The sequence below is a fragment of the Nostoc sp. genome, from assembly GCF_036917375.1.
Classification (GTDB): Bacteria; Cyanobacteriota; Cyanobacteriia; order Cyanobacteriales; family Nostocaceae; genus Nostoc.
The window spans coordinates 1-21,205 of the sequence record NZ_JBALDN010000114.1 but is presented as its reverse complement, the minus strand read 5'-3'; the positions used below and the strand labels follow the sequence as shown (position 1 = coordinate 21,205).

Below are 21,205 nucleotides of genomic sequence, written 5' to 3'. Positions count from 1 at the left end.
TATCGTACAGACTAACTAATTTAAGATGATTGCATTTACGGGCTACAGCCTAGCCACACAAAGGCTTTAACTGTTTTCGGAGATGTCTTTTGATACTCGGCGACAAGCCTTTTATACTCGTGAACGAGTCTTTTATACTCGGCGACGAGCCTTTTATACTCGTGAACGAGTCTTTTATACTCGGCGACGAGCCTTTTATACTCGTGAACGAGTCTTTTATACTCGACGACGAGTCTTTTATACTCATTGACGGCAATTATCGCAATGTCCGCAACGCAGGTTAGCTGCTTCTTTGTCAAAACCAAAAGCATTTAACAAAAACTGCCAACGACACTGCTTAGTTGTTAGGTATTGCTGCATCTGCTTCGCGGCGTGTAATTGCGTCGGTGGCTGATTTCCCGCTTTTTGCCCAATGGTGTAATGGAAAGGATCTAGCCAGTTTAGCTGACCGTTGCTATGGAGTAAAGCTAGCGCCGTTGCACCTTCGGGAAATTGTCGAGTTACTGCATTCACTTCTCCCTGTTTTGGTAATTTTTTCACAAGTTGCTGCGCTATTTGTTGTTGCGATCGCATTTGTTCGTGAAAAAACTCCTGTCTTTGCTTATCCCCTGAATCTAACCACCCCGTAGGTTCACTTACCAATGTCAACGCCTCTGCTGGTTTCCCATCCCTTCCAGCGCGGCCGATTTCTTGCACATATTCAGATAGCAGATGTGGCGCGTGAAAGTGAGCAACCCAGCGAACGTCACTTTTATTAATCCCCATACCAAACGCACAGGTACAAACCACAAAAGGTATTTTCCCACTTAACCAGCTTGCTTCTACTTCACGGCGTTCGGTTGCACCCAATCCCGCATGATAGCTAGCTGTGGCATAACCCATCTCTGCTAACCATTGGGCTAAATCTTCGCTATCTCTCCGAGTGCGAACATAAACTAATCCCGATTGTTGCGGTCTATTTTGAATAAACTTTAATAATTGTTGTTTCCTACCTCGTGGTGTCCAAGCGATACGAACGCTGGGATGCAAGTTCGGACGGTAAGGATTCAAGCGGAAAATCTCTGGTTGCTGTAATTGTAAAACTGTTTGAATAATTTTTTGGGCTGAGGGGTCAGCAGTAGCGGTAAAAGCGGCGATGCTAATTTTTGTTCCTGGTGGTTTTGATTTGAGCAATGACGGACGCACCGCCCCTAATCTGCGATAAGCTGGGCGAAAAGTATCGCCCCACTGCACTAAACAATGAGCTTCATCTAAAATCAAACCATTAATTTGCAATTGCGGGTGGCATAATCTTTCCCAAACTGGCGCACTTAGCAAAGTTTCTGGCGATAAATAAAGTAATCTTAGCTGTTGGCGTTCTAAAGCTTGCAGAGTTGCACGACGTTGAGATGAAGATAATTCACTATGTAAAAGTGCTGCTTTTTGCTTGCTTTGTAGTAGTTCCTGAACTTGGTTTTCCATCAATGCCACCAAAGGCGAAACTACCAAAGTTAATCCTGTTTGTAACAGTGCGGGAAGTTGAAAACAAATCGACTTCCCGCCACCTGTGGGCATAATAATCAGCGCATCTTTCTGTGACAATAAACTGTTGACAATTTCTCCCTGTGGTGGACGGAAATCTTCATAACCCCAGATTTGTTTGAAAGCAGCGCGAACTTCTTGCCAAGATTTTGTTGTAGGCTGATTCATAATCAATAACTATATGCACCCATATCCTTGAATGCTGAATATAGCTTCTGTTATCCAGCTAATGGTTCAGTAATTTCATCATTTGACACTATAAACCACTGACACCAAGAATGAATTATAATTTTTCAACCTATTAAATAAAAGATGTAGCGAGATGAATGAAGAATTAAAACATCGATTTTACATCAACACCGATAAATCTAAATTAGATATTCAAATAATTCATGATTTTTTACAAACTTCCTATTGGGCTGAAAATATTCCGTTAGCCACAGTGGAAAAGTCAATAAACAATTCCTTATGTTTTGGACTTTATGAAGATAATCAACAAGTTGGCTTTGCGAGAGTCATCACTGATTATGCAACTTCTGCGTTATTAAAAGATGTTTTTATTTTAGAGCCTTATCGAGGGCAGGGTTTAGGAAAATGGTTTGTAGAATACATTTTAGAATATCCAGAATTGCAAGACGTTCAAAGGTGGTTGTTAGGCACAAAAGATGCTCATGGACTTTATCGCCGTTATGGATTTAAAAATTTGACAGAGCCAGAGAAAATCATGATGCGTTTAAATCCCAATGCTAACCAAGCTTGAGCAAAGTGGGTTAAAATAAGTGCGACGCCGAATAGCCCGTCGTAAACATCGCTAATAATTATCAATCTACGAACAAAGATTCTAAATCTTGATAACCACTGGCAACACGAGTAATACTAATTCCGTCTTCTCTTGGATAGTAAAATATAATGTAATCATCCACAACAAAACCGCGCAGATTTGGTACAAGCCTTCCATAACTTTTTCCCATATTGGGGAAACTCGCTACTAATTTACATTTGGAGCGAATGTCATCAAAAAGCTTACTAGCTGCTTTTGGGCTACTCCGAGCAATGTATTCACAAATTTCATCTAAATCTCGAATTGCTGCATCTGAAAATGAATAATTACTCATTCAGCGGACTCCTCAGCAATTAGACGAATTTTTTCTTGTAATCTGGCAAATACAACTTCGCCTTCAGTTACTTGCCCCTTAGCAAGTTGTTCAGTTCCTACAGCAATCTTTTGCCGTAATTCTTCAAACCGCTGCTCTCTTTCTTGTAACAGTTTAAAGGCTTCATTGATGACATCATCTACATTAGTAAATCTACCACTTGCAAGCTGTGCCTGAATAAATTTCTCTAGTTCTGGTTTAATTTGGATATACATATTTTTTAGCTTTATAGAATTAATATTCTTATCTAGATTCTAACGACATTGCTACATCAAAAGCAATTCTTGAACGGTAACTAAGCAATTGATGTTTACCTTTCTGGTACCAAGGTGTTTCGTCAAGGTGAATATTAGACACAAAAGATGCTCATGGATTTTACCGCTGTTATGGATTTAAAAATTTGACAGAACCAGAAAAAATCATGATGCGTTTAAATCCCAATGCTAACCAAGCTTGAGCAAAGCAGGGGCAAACCAGTGCGTAGGCGTAGCCCGTCGTAGACATCGCTAACCCACATTGACAGTTAGATTACAATCTTAGGTATAGTTTCTCTGACTGGAGTTGTTCATCGGGTGATTCAATCCGATTCAATGACAAAGCATACCAGACAAGTATTACTTAGTGCGCTCAAGGTGGTTGTCTTATGCCTGACACTGTTCCTACTATGCACAAGCAATAGTTGGGCGCAAATCACTACTGACAGCAAAATTGCTCCTCTGATTGAGAAGTTGATAGATAACGATACCCACATTAGAAGCCTTGCAGCAGATGCATTAGTTAATATCGGTTCGGCAGCAGTGCCGTCTTTGATTGAAGCGTTGAAAAATCAAGATAGTAATCTTCGCTGGCACGCCGCTTCGGTTTTAGGAGATTTGGGTGCAGAAGCAGCACCAGCAGTTCCAGCCTTAAGTGCGGCATTGCAAGATGAAGATGGACAAGTCCGCTTGTACGCCACCTTAGCTTTAGGAAATATTGGTACAGCAGCTAAAGCAGCAGTTCCATCGTTGATGGCGGCATTACAAGACAAGGAGCAATTCGTTCGCATTTATGTTCCTTCTGCACTCAGAAAAATTGGTGTAGAAGCGAAAGTAGCTGTCCCAGTATTAACTGCTGCCTTAAAAGATAAGAACCCCACTGTACGTTACAACTCTGCCTACGCTTTGGGTGCAATGGGTACAGAAGCAGTATCTTCTGTCCCGAATTTAATTGCCCTGTTGAATGATAACCAGTTTTACGTGCGTTTAGGTGCTATCAAAGGTTTAGGAGGAATAGCGGCAGGCTTTCAGGACAAGGCAAATGCTTTACCTACCTCCAAGTTGCAGAAAGTCATCTCAGACTTTGAAGAGGTATTGGCAACTATACAAAAATACAAAGATAAATTTACAGAGACAGACATTAAGCTGATACGTCGCCCTCTCAATGCCCTGAAAGCAGAAAAAGAAACTCGCCTTTTTGATAGAGTTCTAGAATCGCTATTTAAGCATAAATTACTCTTGGGAATTGCCGCCTACGTTATCTTATTGCCTTCTATTTGGTTAATTCTCTTGCGGGTAGCCCCTTTATGGTTGTTGAAAATTAACAACGCCCTCAAACCCTACACAGATTTTTCTCTCCCATTTATCAGCGTTAATGTACCTCTGCGATATGTGCTATTTGTTGGCTGGTTTCATTACCATCCCAGAGTATTAGATGCGTGGGTAGCTAAATATATCAAAGCAGCCCGCGAACAATTTCCCAAAAAGGATACAGTTAGCAGTCGCGTCTGTTACATTCCCATTCCCGTTGTTCTGGATGGTACAACAGTTCCCCAACTGATGAATGAGAATTTACACTCAACTTTCGAGAAACAACGTAGCTGCCTAGTAATTGGTGGGGAAGGGGGTGTAGGTAAAACCAGTTTAGCGTGTCGAATAGCTGGGTGGGCAATGGCTGAGGATGAAGACCAACAACTCTGCAAACATTTGATGTTACCTGTGCTGTTAGAAGAAGAATTTCGGGTAACTGAAGGTAAGTCGCCGCTTTTAGAAGCCATTAGAGGACAGTTGCAAGCTTTAATTGATGAGCCAGAGCCGATTTGTCAAGAATTACTGTTACGTTTGTTAAGAAAGAAACGCATTCTAGTGATTGTAGACCGGTTCTCAGAAATGAATGCCACTACACGAGAGGCAATTGAGCCGGAGTCGCCAGAGTTTCCGGTGAATGCATTGGTAATTACTTCCCGAATTGAGGAAAAGCTGGGGCGGGTTAATAAGACGATAATTAAACCCTTGCGGATTGAGGCGAATAAACTATCGTCCTTTATGGAAGCTTATCTCATGCAGCGAGGTAAACGCGATCGCTTTACTGACCAGGAATTTTTTGACGCTTGTAATCGTCTTTCTCTGATGGTCGGTCAAAATAATATCACTGTTTTGCTGGCTAAACTTTATGCCGAACAGTTAATCGCCAGTAAAGACGTTACATCTAATATTTCTGCGTTACCAGAGAATATTCCTAATTTAATGCTGGGTTACATCAATGAACTCAATCGTGATGTTACAGACAATCAATTTGATGACCGCACTGTTCATCAAATTGCTAAAACCATCGCCTGGGAATGCTTGCAGCAAAGTTATCAACCAGGAACCGCCAAGCGTGCAGATGCGGTTGCTGCATTAGCAGCTTTGGGTATTGATGACCCCGAAGCACACCTAAATTATCTAGAAAAGCGCCTGCACCTGATTCAAACTATCGGTTCTGCCAAAGACAGAATCCGTTTCTGTCTCGATCCTTTAGCTGAGTATCTTGCAGGTTGGTATTTAATAGAATTATATGGCAATAACGATGGTAAATGGCGATCGCATTTTTTCAAAAAGGCAGATGATTTAGTTAAAACAGGCGCACCAGATGCCATCAAAGGCTTGTTGTTGGCAGTGCAAGATTGCTACTTATCTGAGATTCAAGGTAGCAAAGAAACAGACTTTGTACCCCAGAAATCGGGTAAACTGGCTGGGTTTACACCTTCAATCAATATACCAGCTACTACTGTGCAAACACCAATACCATAAACGGCATTATTCAATTTATTTAAATTTCTCCGCATTCCCTTCTATTGCAGACTTTCGATGATTATAATTACTCGATTGGCGCTCACTGCTGTTTGCTAAGAGCGCCGATGAGCGTGCTATTCGATAGACTATAACTAAATCAAAACTAGTGATTGTTCTGATTTTGAGAATGGAAAGGACAACCACCTGCTGTTAATTTCTGAAGAAAGACATTATTATCAAAATAATGCTCTAAAGACTCAATCTTCAAATCATCAGTGACGCGAGCAATACTAACTCCGACAATTTCTATTGTTTCACCTGTGGGTGCATAGTCCTTATAGGAACCATTAAATGTTCCCCAATGTCGCCACTTAAAGGTAACATTAGGCGGCCCCGAAAGGACTTCTGTTAATTCCCAAAGGAAGCCATTGGGGAAGGCTGTATGAAAAACTTGAAATGAAGATTCAAAGGTTTCTGTTTCAGAGTTATATTGCTCAGTTTTACCCAAAAACAGGTTATAAGTCCCTTCGGTTGCAACATCTTCAGCAGTGAATTGTTGTCCCCCATTGGTACTCATTTTAAACTTATCGGTAACAATCGAAAGCCACTGTTGAGGATTAGATTTATTAGAAGCTTCCATCTCAAAAGTGCGGACTAAGTTTTGAGCGATCGCTTCTATTGAACCTTCTGGATGCTGAAATTTACTCTCTTGATGAAGAAATTCATTGGTGTAAGAATAATCTGGGCGTTTTCCTTCTCGCCACTGTACTTCTTCATCATGAGCAATGACTATATCTCTATCTTGTACCCAGAGTGGCAATTCTGTTGTTTTCTCGCTACTCATACAAGCTAACTGGTTATAAACATCGTTTTTCAGAATAAAGTTTTATGCATACAAGTAAATCGAAAAATCCAAAAAATTAAACAATATTCATAATTAAATCAATAGACCTCTTGCAAAAATGTATTTTTGCAAGAGAGGGAAAAGGGAAAAGGTTAAAGGGAAAGAATTTTAAGTTTATTTACCCTTTACCCCCACTTTTACAAGAAGTCTAATATTGCACAAATGCGAACACAAGTAACCACAGATTCATCTTGAGCTAGAAAATTAACTACAAGGCAAAAAATTGCTGTATTTAAATCAAATCTAATTGCATTACATTCCCTTCAGAAAAACCGAGGCTGGAGTAAACTGGTTTACCCGATGGTGAAGCGTTAAGAACCACTCGCGTACAACCGATCGCTTTTAAATATTCAATTGCTCTATTAGTTATCAATTTGGCAATGCCTTGTCTGCGGTAAGATTGTTCAATATAAACGCCCCAAATATATCCAAATTTGCGGTATTCATCTTTGAAAAGATTGGGGTATAAACCTGCAAACAGTTGACAACTTGCAGAACCCACAACTGTATTATCAATCTCTGCAATAAAAGCCTTGTAAAACAAATCCCGACGCGCTTCTTCTATGAATTTGAGGGTAATATTCTGCCACTCCAGAAGGATATTACTCTCATCAACACCAATATCTAGCCACATTTGGTAAAAGTGTTTTGCAATCAGTAAATCTTCTTTAGTCGTGCCTTCTCTAATAATGATATGTTTTTCTGTCAGCATAATTTCTAACAAATTTTTGGAACTCACAAATAACTCCTCCCCAAAGTTGGAGAGGAGTTTGTTAGCATTAGCTAAAAACGGGCAGTTTCACAAATACAATCTCAGACTTTCTGTGCAGTTACTTCCTCTGGCTTTTCTTGAGTTTGCAAAGATGCATACAACCTATTCAACGCATTTACATAAGCTTGTGCAGATGCCACGATGATATCTGTGTTCGCTGCATGACCAGAAAACACTTTAGATTCATAACGTAAACGAATCGTCACTTCGCCAAGGGCATCAATACCGCCTGTTACTGACTGCACAGAAAACTCAATCAACTGGTTGGGCACATTCACTACACGGTTGATGGCTTTGTAAACTGCATCCACTGGCCCAGTACCGATCGCAGCATCGGTTAATTCTTCACCTTCTGGGGTACGCAGAGTAACTGTAGCAGTAGGACGGGCGTTGCTACCACAAGAAACTTGCACCAACTCTACCCGGAACAAATCGGGCGCTTGTTGGATTTCATCGTTAACGATCGCTTCCAAATCCCAATCAGAAATATCTTTCTTTTTATCTGCTACTTCTTTGAATCTGACGAAGGCTTTATTTAATTCAGTATCTGACAGTTCAAAGCCCAATTCTTTTAACCGAGTACGGAAAGCATTTCTACCTGAATGTTTGCCCAAAACTATTTGATTGTCTGTCAAGCCAATCAATTGGGCATCCATAATTTCATAAGTGAGTTTGTTTTTTAAAACACCATCTTGGTGAATTCCAGACTCATGGGCAAAGGCATTTGCACCGACAATCGCTTTATTTGGTTGTACCAACATTCCCGTCAAATTAGAAACTAAGCGTGAGGTTTTATAAATTTGTCGGGTGTCAATATTTGTCAGGGATTCTTGAGAATCTTCTGGTCTGCCGAGATAAGGGTTAAAATATTGCCGCCGCACGTGCAACGCCATTACTAATTCTTCTAGTGATGCATTGCCGGCGCGTTCGCCAATGCCATTGATCGTACATTCTAGTTGGCGTGCGCCATTTTTGACAGCTTCTAAAAAGTTAGCAACTGCCAAGCCTAAATCATTATGACCGTGAACGGAAATAATCGCTTGATCGATGTTGGAGACATTTTCGATAATGCCTTTAATTATTGCCCCAAATTCGCTAGGAGTTGTGTAACCAACAGTATCGGGGATGTTAACTGTTGTTGCACCAGCTGCGATCGTTCTTTCTAATACTTGGTATAGAAATTCTGGATCGGAACGAGCCGCATCCATCGGTGAAAATTCGACATCTGTCATGAAGGATTTGGCATAAGCTACCATTTCTTCGGCGATCGCTAGTACTTCTGCCCGTGACTTTCGCAATTGATACTCTAAATGAATATCAGAAGTCGAAATGAATGTGTGAATTCTGGCATTAACTGCTGGTTTTAATGCTTCCGCAGCCGCTTCAATATCTGCTTTAATCGCTCTTGCCAAACTACAAATTACCGGGCCATTTTCTGTCCCAACAATTTGAGCAATTTTCTTGACTGCTTCAAAATCTCCGGGACTAGCAAAGGCAAAGCCTGCTTCAATTACATCTACACCTAGACGCGCTAATTGCTTGGCAATAACTAGCTTTTCGTCTATATTCAAAGTTGCTCCCGGACACTGCTCTCCATCTCGCAATGTTGTATCAAAAATGATGATTCGATCTGTTTTGTTTGTCATTTGCCGTTTGTTGTTTAGTGTTTAGTGTTTACTTGTGGCTTAATATATCTTCAACCCTAGTTTTTGTTTTACTCTTATTTTTGTAAATAATTGTTAAAGCTACTAACCTTCAGTTTTTTCTATTTGATCTCTGATATCATTTAAATCTATATATCTATCAGTAGCATTGCGTAGTTCTCTAGCAATCATTCCTTCTGTTGATACTACTGTAATATGTGTATTTTTTGAGCGTAATAGTTCGATTGCTCTTTCAAAATCTCCATCACCACTGAATAATACTACTCGATCGTACTGGTCTACTGTATTAAACATATCTACAACAATTTCAATATCTAAATTCGCTTTTTGCGAGTAACGGCCTGACGTATCATCATAATATTCTTTCAGAATTTTAGTTCGTACTGTATATCCTAGACTAATTAGAGCGTCTCTGAAACCTCGCTGGTCTTGTGGATCTTTTAAGCCAGTGTACCAGAAGGCATTAATTAATGTTGTTTCTGATTGCTCGTGTTTGAAGTATTCTAAGACTCGTCGCGGGTCAAAAAACCAGCCATTTTTTTGTTGAGCATAGAACATATTGTTTCCATCTACAAAAATAGATAGACGATTCATTGGAGAACCCATACAAATTTACACCTAATAATATATATGAATTTAGATGGAACAATAGATTATAGCAATTTTCAAATGCCTTGTTTGCTAATATCTATAACGTAGTTCTTTATCTATAGCTTTTATCCTACCTCTTTCAAGACATAAAAACGCTTGCAATATTGGAGTTGAGATCCTGAGTGTTAACCTGATTCACTTCCAGCACTGCAAGAGCCACCTGGCGATCAAAATCTACCCATAAAATTGACCCAATAACAGCATTCATCGCTGCATAACACTAAAGTTTACTCCTAAAGAGGTATAACATAGGCTTAAGGTAAGATATAAATTAATCCCTATCTTTCGGTAAAGCTGTCAGTATCAGGGCACGCTTTCTGGAGATTACCAACATTGCGCCAGAGACAGAAGACAACCTTGGGACTGCTTCTGGTATAGCACCCAGTTAGTAACGTACTTGTTGGTTAGGTGAGGTAAAATCTTGCCATAACCAAATGCACTGATAGAGTATATCCGGCTCCGATCTATGAGACAATCACTACTTGTAACTCATTCAACAGAAAAAGAATAAATTAAGTAGTGGTTGAGTAAGAATTTTTTGGGGGCTGGCTCTGCCAATAAAATTTTGTTGATGAATAGAAGATACTTTACAAATGTATAAGATTATCATTTAACTCTTATTTCAATGTGCTTACACTAAAACGCGGTCTGAATAAATAAAAGTCTTGGACTAAAATCAATCAGTAACACGATATGGCAGAAGAACCTACATCTACCTTAACTAAAAACTATGTCTCTACTGCCAATAGACTGTCAAGTAAACCAACAAAAGTGACTTCAACAGCATCTGCTCGCCACTCTCGGTGGATGGTTCGCTTAGGTCATCTACTGGCAGGTACTTGGGCAATTGGGGGCGCACTATTGAGCGTTTCTGGTGGGGAATTGGTTCAATTGATGGAAAATCAGGTGCTTTCTGGCTTTTTTCAAATGCGCGGGCCGATTGCGCCTCCAGAAGACATTGTAATTTTAGCAATAGACGATCAGTCAATATCGGTTCCCGAACAGTACTACAAAACAGATCCGAAACAGTATGCCTACTTAGAAACACTAAAATCTTATCCTTATAAACGGGCTGCATACTCCCAGGCGATCGCAAAATTAATCGAAGCAGGTGCCCGCGCTGTAGCCTTAGATGTAGTTTTTGATACAGCGAGCAGCTATGGGGTTGCAGACGATCGCCAATTTCAGGCAGTATTGCAAAAATATGGCAATAAAGTTACCTTAGCAGCCGTTTATGAAAATTCCCAGACGCACCAAGGGTCTTTTACGCAACTAACAGACCCACAACAAATGTTTCGTACAGGGTCAGTATCCGTTGGTTCAGTTAATTTTCCTTTAGAAATAGATGGAAAAGTTCATCGATTAGCGAGTGAGTATCCCAAGTTATTAGGTGAAGATAATTTATTTACCCAAAAGCGATTCTCTTTTGATGAAGCCGCGCTGAAGGCAGCACAAGTAAATTATCCCCGACCAAAGGGCGATCGCATTTATTTTTGGGGGCCTGCGGGAACGTTTGAGCAAAAACCTTTTTGGCACGTACTCGACCCGCAAAACTGGAACAGCTATTTGCAGCAAGGAAAAGTTTTCAAAGACAAGATCGTGCTGATTGGTGCAACAGATCGGTTACATAATGATTATTATCCAGTCGCTGGTAGTAATAGCACTGAACCGATGTCGGGCGTGGAAATTCACGCCAATGCGATCGCAACTTTGATGACAGGGAAAGCGATCGCCCCAGGAATAAAAAGTCCGCCATTGCAGGGTTTGTTTGTGCTAATACTAGTTGGCAGTGCAGCCTTGATGATTAGCAGACGCAAGCGTAGTATTAATAGATTTTTCTATAGCCTTGCCCTGTCTGGCGCCTGGGGAGGAATTAGTTATGGATTATTTGTCTATGGTCAGTTAATTTTTCCCACTAGCGTACCAACGATCGCGATCGCTATGACCGGAATTTCCTATTTGGCAACCTCAGTCATTAGAGAAAGCATCAGAAAACGCCAATTAGTAGACATTTTTCAGAAGTATAAAACTTCGCCCGTTGTTCAAGAGATTATTAGCCAACAAGATGACTTCCAACATCTAATCCAGCAACGAGATTTAGCCTTATCAGGGAAAGTTTTGGCGAGACGCTACAAAATTGTCAAAGTTCTCGGTTCCGGTGGATTTAGTGAAACCTACATTGCCGAAGATACCCAACGTCCTGGTAATCCGCGATGTGTTGTCAAACAACTAAAACCAGCCAACACCAAACCAGAAGGATTGCAACTTGCCAGACGTTTATTTCACTCAGAGGCACAAACATTAGAAAAATTGGGAAGACACCCTCAAATTCCTCAACTTTTGGCTTATTTTGAAGAAGATGAAGAATTTTATTTAGTCCAAGAACAGATAATTGGTCATCCTTTAAATCAAGAACTTCCAGCAGGTAGAGCAATTGAAGAAATTGCCGCGATCAAAATTATCAGAGACTTATTGCAAACATTGACATTTGTCCATGAAAACCACGTGATTCATCGGGATATTAAACCCAGTAATATCATCCGACGACACTCAGACGGAAAACTAGTGTTGATTGACTTTGGAGCCGTTAAGGAAGTCGGCATCAAACAACTTGATAGTCAAGAGTCCACCCCTTTCACCATTGGTATTGGTACTCAGGGTTACGCACCAAGCGAACAATGTTTTGGGCGTCCACAGTATAGTAGTGATATCTATGCAGTTGGCATGGTTGGAATTAAAGCTTTGACTGGTGTAGCACCCCGCGAACTAAATAGAGACGCAGATGGGAAAATCAAATGGAGCGATGCCTACGGCGGTAAACTACGCATTCAGGTCAGCCACTCCCTAGCTAAGATTCTCAGTAAAATGGTTCTGGATGACTTCAAAGAGCGATATCAGTCTGCATCAGAAGCTCTTAAGGATCTTGAAGCTCTTAAAGTTCTTGACGATTTGGTAAATTCCCAACAGAGACACTATATTCCAGAAGATGACTTATTAATGAATACTTTAGACGATTTAGGCATTCCCACAAAATCTTACTCAGAAGGACAAGAAACTTCCAAATAAAAAAATCTCCAATCCCTGTGGAAGCTGTTCTTAAGTAGGCAAAGCAAAATCTGATAGTTGTATTGAATACAAAACTTTGGATAATTTAATTTTTGGAATTGTGAAAGTATAGCAGTTGCCAGGTAGATGAGGACATAATGACAAGCGTAAATATCAGGAATAGCAAGGTTTTTACCTCCTGCCTCCTGCCTCCTGCCTCCTGCTATATAATCGCGCACAAAAATAGGGAGATGAGAAGAAGGATTTCCCCCTTCTCTGTTTGTGGCTTTTTCCCTCAGCCCTGCACGTGATTTTAATTTAATGACAGAAATTCTTCTCCTGTCGTGGGATGAATGCCTATTGTTTCATCCAAATCTTCCTTAGTAATGCCTTTGCGAATTGCCACGCCGAGGCTTTGAATGATATCTGCTGCGTGTTCGCCCACCATGTGAGCACCTAAAACTTGTCCAGAATCAGCATTAAGCACTAACTTCATAATTGTTGGCTTATCCTGTTCGATCATCTGATACAACAGTGGTTGGAATTGAGTACAGTAGCATTCTACAGATTCACCAAATTTTTCCCGTGCTTTCGCCTCCGTCATCCCCACACTAGCCGCTTCTGGACGGCAAAAAACAGCAGTGGGCACATAATCATAATTCAGTTTTTGCGCCTTGTTCCCAAAAACTGTATCGGCAAAGGCAATACCTTCTGCCTTCGCGACTGGAGTCAATTGCACGCGGCTAGTGCAATCACCCACAGCAAAAATGTTTTCTTGGCTGGTGCGGCTGTATTCATCTACTTTGATTGCACCATGTTCGCCAAGTTCAACATGGGCATTTTCCAAACCAAGATTCTTGGTATTTGGAACGTAACCTGTGGCAACTAAGATGGTATCTGCTGTAATTATTTCTTGGCTCTCACCAGTAATGGTTAACAACAAACCCTCTTCTGAGTATTTGATTTCTTGAACAGTGCTGTTGGTGAAAAACTTAATTCCACGTTTAATCAACCCCTCTTGTACAGCAGAGCAAATGCCATCGTCAAACCCTGATAAAATCATCTCGTCTTTTTCAATCACCGTCACCTCACAACCGAAAGCGTGCATCATACTGCAAAATTCCACACCAATGTAGCCACCGCCAATAATTGCTAAACGTTTCGGTAGATAGGGTAACTGGAACATCTCGCGGGATGTGATGGCATATTCTATACCGGGGATATTGGGCTTAAGGGGTTGCCCTCCCACAGCAATTAAAATTTTGTCTGCTGTAACTTTACGTCCATCAACATTGATAGTATGGGCATCGATGAAAGTGGCATATTGGGAAATTAATTCAATTCCAGCTTTTTGCAATTGCTGAAAATAGGATTGGTTAACTTTGTCAATATGCTGATGTACTGACTTAATAAACAATGTCCAGTCAAAGTATGTTGGACAGTCACTCCACCCATAACTTTGTGCGATTTGATTTTTGAGGGCGAAGTCAGCAGCGTAGACAATCAGCTTTTTTGGAACGCAGCCGCGATTTACACAGGTTCCACCAATGGCTTCTTGTTCGGCAATGGCGACACGTACACCATAACTAGCTGCTTTCTTAGCTGCTGCCAATCCCCCAGGCCCAGCACCAATGACAAACAAATCGTAATCAAATGTCATAAAAATCTGTTCCTTTTTCACTTTTTGGAATGCAGAGCTATTTCATCCCTTATAGTTATTTACACAAAACTTCATCTACTGTCTTTGGGTGGACAACTTGGGATGAAACCAGGCTAATATTTAGCAGATTGCCGCATTAATAGTCTTAGATCGAAAAGAATAGCGATCGCCCAATGATTACTAAGTTATATTACACTTTATTGACAAATAATGCATCTTATCAATGGTATAAAACTTAGAAGTGCGATCGCTGACGACAAGGTGTAACCCATTGGCTAATTTGGGCAGCAGCCATGCTAGAAAACAACTGGAAATACGTTGTTTACAGATAATTATGGGCAATCAAGTAAAGTTTGCATCTCTTCTGCATCCCTTGTCATACCCAAGTCCTTAAAACTATTAATAGCCTGAGTGGATAGTTGGCAAGCTTTTTGGACACTTCCCCACTTTTTCTCCCAGCGCGCAAGAGAACGTTGATAACGAGCTAGACGGCGTTTATTATTGCTGCTTTCGGCGACAGTTAAGCCTTTAATTAATAGCTTTTGAGCTTCATCGCGATCGCCTTGTTCGATGGCAATATCAGCAAGCCAATTTTGAGCAGAATTAATCACCCGATGCCAATTAATTTTTTCTGCACTTTTCATCACATCTTGAAATAGCTTTTTGGTTAAAAGATATTCCCCTTCTGAATAAAAGATTTCAGCCCGATGATAAAGAACGGGAATAAAATAGCGGATATGCTGTCGCTCGTCTAGATTCGCCTCAATCGCTAATTTTTCTTCTACCATTAGCCAGTGGCGCGCATCTATATAATTATTCTGTCTGATTCGCAGTCTAGCCATACTTTCGGCTAAGTCAGCTTGAACGCATGAATCTGCATGGTCGCGTAAAACCCATGCCCGCTGCAATATTTCGTCTGCTTGTGTAAGACTTTGGGGCGAACACTCCCGAATCAGCAGCCAGGTTTTGCGGATCATAAATTTTACTAAAGATGACCATTCACCACGTCGTTCTGATTGTTCTATCAGCCATTGCAACCAATCGAGGCGATCGTCCCAATAAGCATAGAGATTGGCGTAGTGGTTCAAGAGCAACCACAAATCCCTAACTTCTGCATAATGGTCTTGGTTTTTACACCAATAAAGTAGTGCCCGTAGATTTCCTTCCTCTTCCTTTAACCTGTTATAATGTATCCATTTTTCCCAATCTTCTCCGCCGTAACTGTAAGCAAAATCTAGATACCATTTCACCCAACGCATCCGTGCTTCTTTCTCAAAATCTGGGTAAGCAGCTAATTGTGCTAAGGCATACTCACGAGTCAGAGAGAGCATCTCATATCGCTTAGTCTCTGGGTTCAGATTCACTAACGAGAGTTGCTGCAAACGTACCAAGCCATTACTGACAGAATCAGGAGCGGATGTCAGTCCAGCAACTTCAGCCACGGCAGCTTGAATAGGAGCATCAGGAAAAATCGCCAGTGACATGAGTAACTTGTGTGGTGGCTGTCCCTTCGTACCTTGCACCGATTGCTCAAAGCAAAAACGAGCCACATCGCCTGTAGCAGAGGCTAACTGCTCCAATACGAAGTTCAAAGGGTAGCCACTAGAAACTTGACCGAGTGCGTAGACAATAGCGAGAGGGATTCCTCCAGTGCGATCGTAGAGCAAGCTAGAGTCTTCATCTTGGATAGTTATACCTTTTTCTTCAGCTTGTTGCTGAATCAACTGCAAACCATCATTCAGAGGCAAGTTTCGCAGACTGATTGGCAGCAGGGCAATTCGTTCGCGGGTAGTAATTACTACTTTGACGCAAATGGGTAAATTGTATAGAAATTCTATAACCTCATCCCTGTCCTCTATAGTCTCCATATTGTCCACAATCAGAAGCGTTCGCTGTTTAGAAAGACATTGACGTACACGCTCGAATTGGTCATTGGGAGGAGATTGAATAATTGTAGAGTCGTTCAAGGCATTGGCAATTACCCGAAAAATTTCGCGCAGGTTACGCTGTCCTTGCTGCCGTTGCAAAATCATATCGGGAATCAGTTCTTGTTGTTTGGCTGAAGTGAAAATAATTGCATCAAATTTAGGTGCATCAGAACTGTTTTCGTTACTAGCCTTTAAGCACAGGTAAGCAGCTGCTAACACCAGCGCGGTTTTCCCTACGCCACCAATGCCATGCACTGTAATCATGTGAGCGCCATGCATCGGCAAAAGCCTTTCCAGTAGCTTTTTCATATCTGCTTCGCGCCCAATAAATTCTGTGTAGGTTGGTGATGGCAGATTGTGGGGAATAGAGGTGCTTTCGGTACTAGATGCAGCAACACCTCTGCGATATCCATGTCTCTCTAGAATGTAAATCAGGTTGCTTGACCTAACGCTGTTGTCTGGTTTTCCTGTCAAAGTTTCAATATCTCGATAGATATTGCTCAATTGCACTCTTACACCAGCATTATCTCTGTATAAGTCCTGACTTATCCTTGTCAAGCTATACCCACATAGCAACCCAAGTAACAGGTCTTTCTTAGAATTTTGCCTGTATCGCTCTTGAATTTTAGACTCCAAATCAGTCAGTAAACGATCTATATCCCAATCCTGTAAAACCTTTTGATACCAGGCTTTAGACAGATTCCCACGCTCTGACTGATCTGACATAAATATCACCCTATTAGTTCTGTTGTTAAATGTTGGTTAGCAACATTTTAACTAACAAAACTTTGAGTATGTTGTATTAGTAATTTTTAACTAACAAATTTTTAACATTGCTAATTACGCTATTTAAGGTCAATTTAGTAGGCTAATTACTAAGTTCATAATTGTTGGTAACAGGCTGCATCCAAATGGAACATCTATCCTGACAACCAAGCAAAACTCTGGCTGAATTATTGTTTTCACTTCTGACAACAAAGGAGTACTGAATGAATAAACTAATTCAAACTGTAAGTATCTTGGTTGGTTTAAAACAATCTCGACTTTATTTTCCCGAAGAAAAACAAGTCTGCGTCTTTAATAAACTTCCGACACTTTACCGTGAGTTTACACCAAAGTCTGTACAAGAATCAATCAATGAATTGCAAGAGCGATTAAAAATTCAAGGTTTACTTGCAGAGATTACTGGAAAATTTGACTTAGAGACAGACGAGGCAGTAAAAGAATTTCAAAAAAGAAATAATCTTTTAGCAGATGGAGTGGTTGGCCCGTTGACATGGGCTTGCCTTTTGTACCCAAAACTTTCTCGGAGTCAAAAAATTAAATCCCCCGAATTAAGGAATGCGGTTAAGGAACTGCAAATTATCCTTTATGATGAGGGCTTTTTGAAAAAAGAGCCTACTAGCTATTTTGACAGTGCAACAGAAAGAGCAGTGAAACGCTTTCAAAGAGTTTATGGATTGAAGAATGATGGCGTTGTTGGGGCAGCAACTTGGGCAGTATTGCTGGGAATGCGACAAAAAATTGATAAAAGCTTTCCGAGGTTGATTTATTTTTTGTCGCCGCAATCATGGTTTTTATGGGAGCAATTTTTGATGATTTGTTGCATCCTATTGGGTATTTATTATAGTCCTATACCAGGTCAAACTCCTAAATTCACTACTGCTTTAGCAACTGCGTATGGACTCACTTGTGTAGTGCCGTTTCTGTTAGAAAATTTACCGATGAAGCCTTCACTCAAGCCTAGCTTATCTATCTTGCAATATGCTCCTTATGTATTAACTGGTATCTTTTGGAAACCAATTATCAATTTCTTGGGGCAATTGTTTAATTAGTCATTCAGGAGTTGAATAATTGATGAGCAATCAAATTTTTGCGTTGTGCCTTTAAAAAGTGCGATCGCTTCCGTCCGAGCGTAGGCGATCGCACTTCTACGCAGCAACTGTATTGAAGAAAAAATTTAGCCGATTAAGCCATTGATGCCAGACATGAATTAGCCTTGTACGGTCAAATTCAAAAATCTCTGCTGCTTCATCTGGCAAGGCTACGACAATGAGAGCATGGTTAATTTTGCAGTTAAAGAGGCGATCGCTATAATACCGATTTATCGCACCACCATAAGCAGCTAGTTGTAAAGGCTTGTCATAAAGCTTATCAAATCTCAGTTTTGGTTCCTCGGCTGTAGTCCATTCAATTAAATGCGGAACACCTTGATAACGAGCAATTAAATCAACTTTCCCAGCGTAAAGTTCTTTATAGTTAGGCACGGCTTCTTCAACAAGTTGAACATCGCTAAGTTGGTTTAGCACAGATTGAACGCTATCCCAGTAAGGCTGAATCAGGCTGCTGTCAGGTTTGGCCGAATAACCTTGCAGGTGTTCTTTAATCAACTGGTGCAAGGCATTTCCTCGACGACGGCTGTTAACAGCGATTCGATTTGCCTCTGCATCGCCAACTTTATTACGCCAATAGGAAAGGGCGGCTAGAGATTTTGGTGGCTGTGTCGCTTTTAAAACTGTGGTGACAGCAGGAAGAAGAACACCATTATTACCTTGATAGTAGCATCGTCCGTTGATGTAGGTAGATTTCATAAGTGTTGTAAATGACTACATCAACTAGCTTCGAGGGCTGGTGTCTGAGATTGTGTTTGAGTCAGAAGTCCAGAATGTCTGACTTTGTGTATGAGTACGTATGACTTTTAATTAACTCAGTTAAAATTATTCAAAGTTGCATATTTAAAATATGACTGGGCGATCGCTTAAAGCATCTTTAAAAGGAATAGAACAAGCAAACAAAGCTTTAACTCGTAATGCTTTGGGTAAAAAGGCTTTAGCTTTAGAGTTAGGAATAGCTCGATCAACAGTACATAACTTTTTTAGCGGTAAGCCAGTTGATCGACTTAATTTTGAAGAAATTTGTAAAAAGCTAGGTTTAAATTGGGAAAAGATAGTTGATATTCCAGCTAACGAACCTAGAACAGAGCAACTTCAAGATACGACAATCAACAATAATAATTTTGTGGGGCGTGAGGATGCGATCGCACACCTCAACAACCTTGTTAACGAAGGTGCAAAAGTTATTCTAATTCACGCAGAGGGCGGTATAGGTAAAACAACCTTAGCTACAAAATGGTTTGAGCTTCAAGGTTTAGAATATCTTGAACTGCGTGTAGTAACCACACCCCAGAACCTCAACTCAGTAGAAAACTGGTTAAGGTTTAACTTAAGAGATTATTTTAAGGAGAATCCAGAGCAAGATTTTATAACTATGATGGAGCAATTAAAAAGCAAGCTCCAAACTCGAAAACTAGGTTTCTTAATTGATAACCTCGAACTTTCTTTGATAAATGGCGCATTCGTAGAACCACATAATAGCCACTATGTAGAACTATTAACAGTACTAGCTCATCAAAATGTCCAGTCAGTTACCCTAATCACAAGTCGTGAGTTGCTGTATGAACCCGACGTAATGAAGCTTAAAACTTTTAAAAGTTATCATCTGCAAGAGTTAAAAGATGAGGCATGGGAATATTATTTTGCTAGCTGTAACATTAGTATAGATACTGTTGCTCTTCATGAAATTAACCGAGCATATGGCGGAAATGCCTTTGCTATGTCTCTGCTTAGTCCTGATATTTTAAGTGAATCGCAAGGAAATTTAAAAGTTTATTGGCAGGATAATCGTGATGATATTATATTGAGGCATCCAACTCTAGAAAAACTCGTTCAACGCCAGTTTAATAAACTTGAGCATGATAATTCCCAAGCCTATAAACTTTTATGTCGCTTAGGATGTTACCGTTATCAATATATGACTGTCATATCTGAAAAAGGAATTTATTGCTTACTTTGGGATGAGAAAAATGAGCGAAATAAATCTCGATCTCTCAGGGATTTAAAAAACAGAGCTTTGGTTAAATTTAGCAGTGGAGGATACTATTTATATGAACTTATCCGCCAAGAAGCGGTAGAAAGACTTAAATTAACAGATGATTGGAAACAATCTCATGCTGAAGCTGGAATATTTTTATCTACATTAATATCTAATAACTCCCAAACAATTATACCAAAAATTACTTGTACGAAAGTTAATGATACTCAAGAACAAGTGTATCTCAATATAGAAAATGCAGAAACAGCAGTAAGACAAGAACTTACTAAGCAGGAAACAATAGCCTTAGAAGTTGTTTATCATGCTATGGAGTTTTATGAAGCAGGTTGTTTTGAAGAATTAAGACAAGAACCAAATTTATTAAATAATGCTTTTTTTCAAGCTATCAGAAATATGGTTTTGGAATATATTGATTGTTATAGTCATTTAGGTATAGTCCTTTATAAATTTGCATTAACTACACACACATTAGGAATAATTGACGGAAGGGAAGGAAAGCTTATAGAGAGTAACAAAGAATTTGAATACTGCCAAAGAAGTTTTCAAGTAAGCGAAGATTTTTTTCAAACAGCTTTAGTGATTGCAACAAGGGTTAAAGAAGACGCATTAATGGTTAACGTACTTCTCTCTTTAGCTTGTTGTCATTATTTTAGAGGAATAACTTTACATGAGTTAGGAATATTTTTACATCAAATTATAAAAAATGACGAAAGTAAAAAAGCTTTTGATGAAAGCAAAGTGAACTTAAAAAAAGCACTAAAAATAGTTACTAACCTGTCATTTGAGCAGCAAATAGAGGAAATCAAAAAAGCAATTCATAGTCTAGAAATAAGTGAAAACTCTTGCAACACATTTATAGCAAGATTTTTAATTGAATTAGCATAATTATAGCTCAATACGGTTCAGTTAAGGCTGAAAATCTTGTAAAGTAAGCATTGTCCCAAGAATGAAAATCAGCGTGTGGAGCATCTCAAAGATTTTTCATT

General features: G+C 39.9%; 16 protein-coding genes. 6 read left to right on the top strand and 10 right to left on the bottom strand.

What is annotated here, in order from left to right; genetic code table 11:
- Window positions 1-82: 82 nt before the first annotated feature.
- The gene (locus V7K45_RS31245) at window positions 83-250 is read left to right on the top strand and encodes a hypothetical protein (RefSeq protein ID WP_335009613.1); all 168 of its coding nucleotides are present in this window, start codon (window positions 83-85) and stop codon (window positions 248-250) included.
- On the opposite strand, the gene V7K45_RS31240 is transcribed toward V7K45_RS31245, so the two are convergent.
- Entirely contained in the window at window positions 244-1,689 is a 1,446-nt protein-coding gene (locus V7K45_RS31240) for a RecQ family ATP-dependent DNA helicase (RefSeq protein ID WP_335009611.1), read from the bottom strand. The two genes, V7K45_RS31245 and V7K45_RS31240, sit on opposite strands and share 7 nt — an antisense overlap.
- A gap of 154 nt (window positions 1,690-1,843) precedes the next feature.
- On the opposite strand from V7K45_RS31240, the gene V7K45_RS31235 reads away from it, so the two are divergent.
- Complete coding sequence (locus V7K45_RS31235) at window positions 1,844-2,281, top strand: GNAT family N-acetyltransferase (RefSeq protein ID WP_335009609.1); 438 nt, start codon at window positions 1,844-1,846, stop codon at window positions 2,279-2,281.
- 61 nt (window positions 2,282-2,342) lie between these two features.
- On the opposite strand, the gene V7K45_RS31230 is transcribed toward V7K45_RS31235, so the two are convergent.
- Window positions 2,343-2,636, bottom strand: coding sequence for a type II toxin-antitoxin system RelE/ParE family toxin (locus tag V7K45_RS31230; protein ID WP_335009607.1), 294 nt, complete (start codon window positions 2,634-2,636; stop codon window positions 2,343-2,345).
- Window positions 2,633-2,890 carry a type II toxin-antitoxin system ParD family antitoxin gene (locus tag V7K45_RS31225; protein ID WP_335009605.1) on the bottom strand — a complete coding sequence of 86 codons (258 nt, stop codon included), beginning with the start codon at window positions 2,888-2,890 and terminating at the stop codon, window positions 2,633-2,635. Before V7K45_RS31225 ends, V7K45_RS31230 begins: the two co-directional genes overlap by 4 nt.
- Before the next feature lie 375 nt (window positions 2,891-3,265).
- Here V7K45_RS31225 and V7K45_RS31220 point away from each other — a divergent pair, with 375 nt between their 5' ends.
- On the top strand, window positions 3,266-5,722 hold the full coding sequence (locus V7K45_RS31220) for a HEAT repeat domain-containing protein (protein ID WP_335009603.1): 2,457 nt from the start codon (window positions 3,266-3,268) through the stop codon (window positions 5,720-5,722).
- Window positions 5,723-5,867: 145 nt separating this feature from the next.
- On the opposite strand, the gene V7K45_RS31215 is transcribed toward V7K45_RS31220, so the two are convergent.
- The 4 genes from V7K45_RS31215 to V7K45_RS31200 all read right to left on the bottom strand — a co-directional run bounded on the left by V7K45_RS31215 (window position 5,868) and on the right by V7K45_RS31200 (window position 9,650).
- Entirely contained in the window at window positions 5,868-6,548 is a 681-nt protein-coding gene (locus V7K45_RS31215) for a SnoaL-like polyketide cyclase (RefSeq protein WP_335009601.1), read from the bottom strand.
- 292 nt (window positions 6,549-6,840) lie between these two features.
- Window positions 6,841-7,347 (bottom strand): GNAT family N-acetyltransferase, encoded by a 507-nt coding sequence (locus tag V7K45_RS31210; protein ID WP_335009599.1) that lies wholly within the window; start codon window positions 7,345-7,347, stop codon window positions 6,841-6,843.
- A gap of 74 nt (window positions 7,348-7,421) precedes the next feature.
- Window positions 7,422-9,026 (bottom strand): 2-isopropylmalate synthase, encoded by a 1,605-nt coding sequence (locus V7K45_RS31205; RefSeq protein ID WP_335009597.1) that lies wholly within the window; start codon window positions 9,024-9,026, stop codon window positions 7,422-7,424.
- Between the two features lie 102 nt (window positions 9,027-9,128).
- The gene (locus V7K45_RS31200; RefSeq protein WP_041565194.1) at window positions 9,129-9,650 is read right to left on the bottom strand and encodes a LabA-like NYN domain-containing protein; all 522 of its coding nucleotides are present in this window, start codon (window positions 9,648-9,650) and stop codon (window positions 9,129-9,131) included.
- Between the two features lie 738 nt (window positions 9,651-10,388).
- On the opposite strand from V7K45_RS31200, the gene V7K45_RS31195 reads away from it, so the two are divergent.
- The gene (locus V7K45_RS31195) at window positions 10,389-12,761 is read left to right on the top strand and encodes a CHASE2 domain-containing serine/threonine-protein kinase (protein ID WP_335009595.1); all 2,373 of its coding nucleotides are present in this window, start codon (window positions 10,389-10,391) and stop codon (window positions 12,759-12,761) included.
- Window positions 12,762-13,053: 292 nt separating this feature from the next.
- Here V7K45_RS31195 and gorA read toward each other — a convergent pair whose 3' ends face one another.
- Together gorA and V7K45_RS31185 are read right to left on the bottom strand one after the other, a co-directional pair.
- Window positions 13,054-14,400 (bottom strand): glutathione-disulfide reductase, encoded by a 1,347-nt coding sequence (gorA, locus tag V7K45_RS31190; RefSeq protein ID WP_335009593.1) that lies wholly within the window; start codon window positions 14,398-14,400, stop codon window positions 13,054-13,056.
- Window positions 14,401-14,732: 332 nt separating this feature from the next.
- Window positions 14,733-17,054 (bottom strand): NB-ARC domain-containing protein, encoded by a 2,322-nt coding sequence (locus tag V7K45_RS31185; protein WP_335009591.1) that lies wholly within the window; start codon window positions 17,052-17,054, stop codon window positions 14,733-14,735.
- Window positions 17,055-17,317: 263 nt separating this feature from the next.
- Here V7K45_RS31185 and V7K45_RS31180 point away from each other — a divergent pair, with 263 nt between their 5' ends.
- Window positions 17,318-18,163 carry a peptidoglycan-binding domain-containing protein gene (locus V7K45_RS31180; protein ID WP_335009589.1) on the top strand — a complete coding sequence of 282 codons (846 nt, stop codon included), beginning with the start codon at window positions 17,318-17,320 and terminating at the stop codon, window positions 18,161-18,163.
- Window positions 18,164-18,259: 96 nt separating this feature from the next.
- Here the strand turns inward: V7K45_RS31180 and V7K45_RS31175 are convergent, their stop codons facing one another.
- Window positions 18,260-18,919, bottom strand: a complete 660-nt coding sequence (locus V7K45_RS31175; RefSeq protein ID WP_335009587.1) for an exonuclease — start codon at window positions 18,917-18,919, stop codon at window positions 18,260-18,262.
- Between the two features lie 151 nt (window positions 18,920-19,070).
- On the opposite strand from V7K45_RS31175, the gene V7K45_RS31170 reads away from it, so the two are divergent.
- On the top strand, window positions 19,071-21,104 hold the full coding sequence (locus V7K45_RS31170; protein ID WP_335009585.1) for a hypothetical protein: 2,034 nt from the start codon (window positions 19,071-19,073) through the stop codon (window positions 21,102-21,104).
- Window positions 21,105-21,205: the final 101 nt, after the last annotated feature.

Coding starts and splice junctions, on each gene's coding strand:
- V7K45_RS31205 (WP_335009597.1), bottom strand. CDS start 9,026: ATGACAAACAAAACAGATCGAATCATCATTTTTGATACAACATTGCGA.
- V7K45_RS31240 (WP_335009611.1), bottom strand. CDS start 1,689: ATGAATCAGCCTACAACAAAATCTTGGCAAGAAGTTCGCGCTGCTTTC.
- V7K45_RS31170 (WP_335009585.1), top strand. CDS start 19,071: ATGACTGGGCGATCGCTTAAAGCATCTTTAAAAGGAATAGAACAAGCA.
- V7K45_RS31195 (WP_335009595.1), top strand. CDS start 10,389: ATGGCAGAAGAACCTACATCTACCTTAACTAAAAACTATGTCTCTACT.
- V7K45_RS31185 (WP_335009591.1), bottom strand. CDS start 17,054: ATGTCAGATCAGTCAGAGCGTGGGAATCTGTCTAAAGCCTGGTATCAA.
- V7K45_RS31175 (WP_335009587.1), bottom strand. CDS start 18,919: ATGAAATCTACCTACATCAACGGACGATGCTACTATCAAGGTAATAAT.
- V7K45_RS31225 (WP_335009605.1), bottom strand. CDS start 2,890: ATGTATATCCAAATTAAACCAGAACTAGAGAAATTTATTCAGGCACAG.
- V7K45_RS31235 (WP_335009609.1), top strand. CDS start 1,844: ATGAATGAAGAATTAAAACATCGATTTTACATCAACACCGATAAATCT.
- V7K45_RS31200 (WP_041565194.1), bottom strand. CDS start 9,650: ATGGGTTCTCCAATGAATCGTCTATCTATTTTTGTAGATGGAAACAAT.
- V7K45_RS31245 (WP_335009613.1), top strand. CDS start 83: ATGTCTTTTGATACTCGGCGACAAGCCTTTTATACTCGTGAACGAGTC.
- V7K45_RS31230 (WP_335009607.1), bottom strand. CDS start 2,636: ATGAGTAATTATTCATTTTCAGATGCAGCAATTCGAGATTTAGATGAA.
- gorA (WP_335009593.1), bottom strand. CDS start 14,400: ATGACATTTGATTACGATTTGTTTGTCATTGGTGCTGGGCCTGGGGGA.
- V7K45_RS31215 (WP_335009601.1), bottom strand. CDS start 6,548: ATGAGTAGCGAGAAAACAACAGAATTGCCACTCTGGGTACAAGATAGA.
- V7K45_RS31180 (WP_335009589.1), top strand. CDS start 17,318: ATGAATAAACTAATTCAAACTGTAAGTATCTTGGTTGGTTTAAAACAA.
- V7K45_RS31220 (WP_335009603.1), top strand. CDS start 3,266: ATGACAAAGCATACCAGACAAGTATTACTTAGTGCGCTCAAGGTGGTT.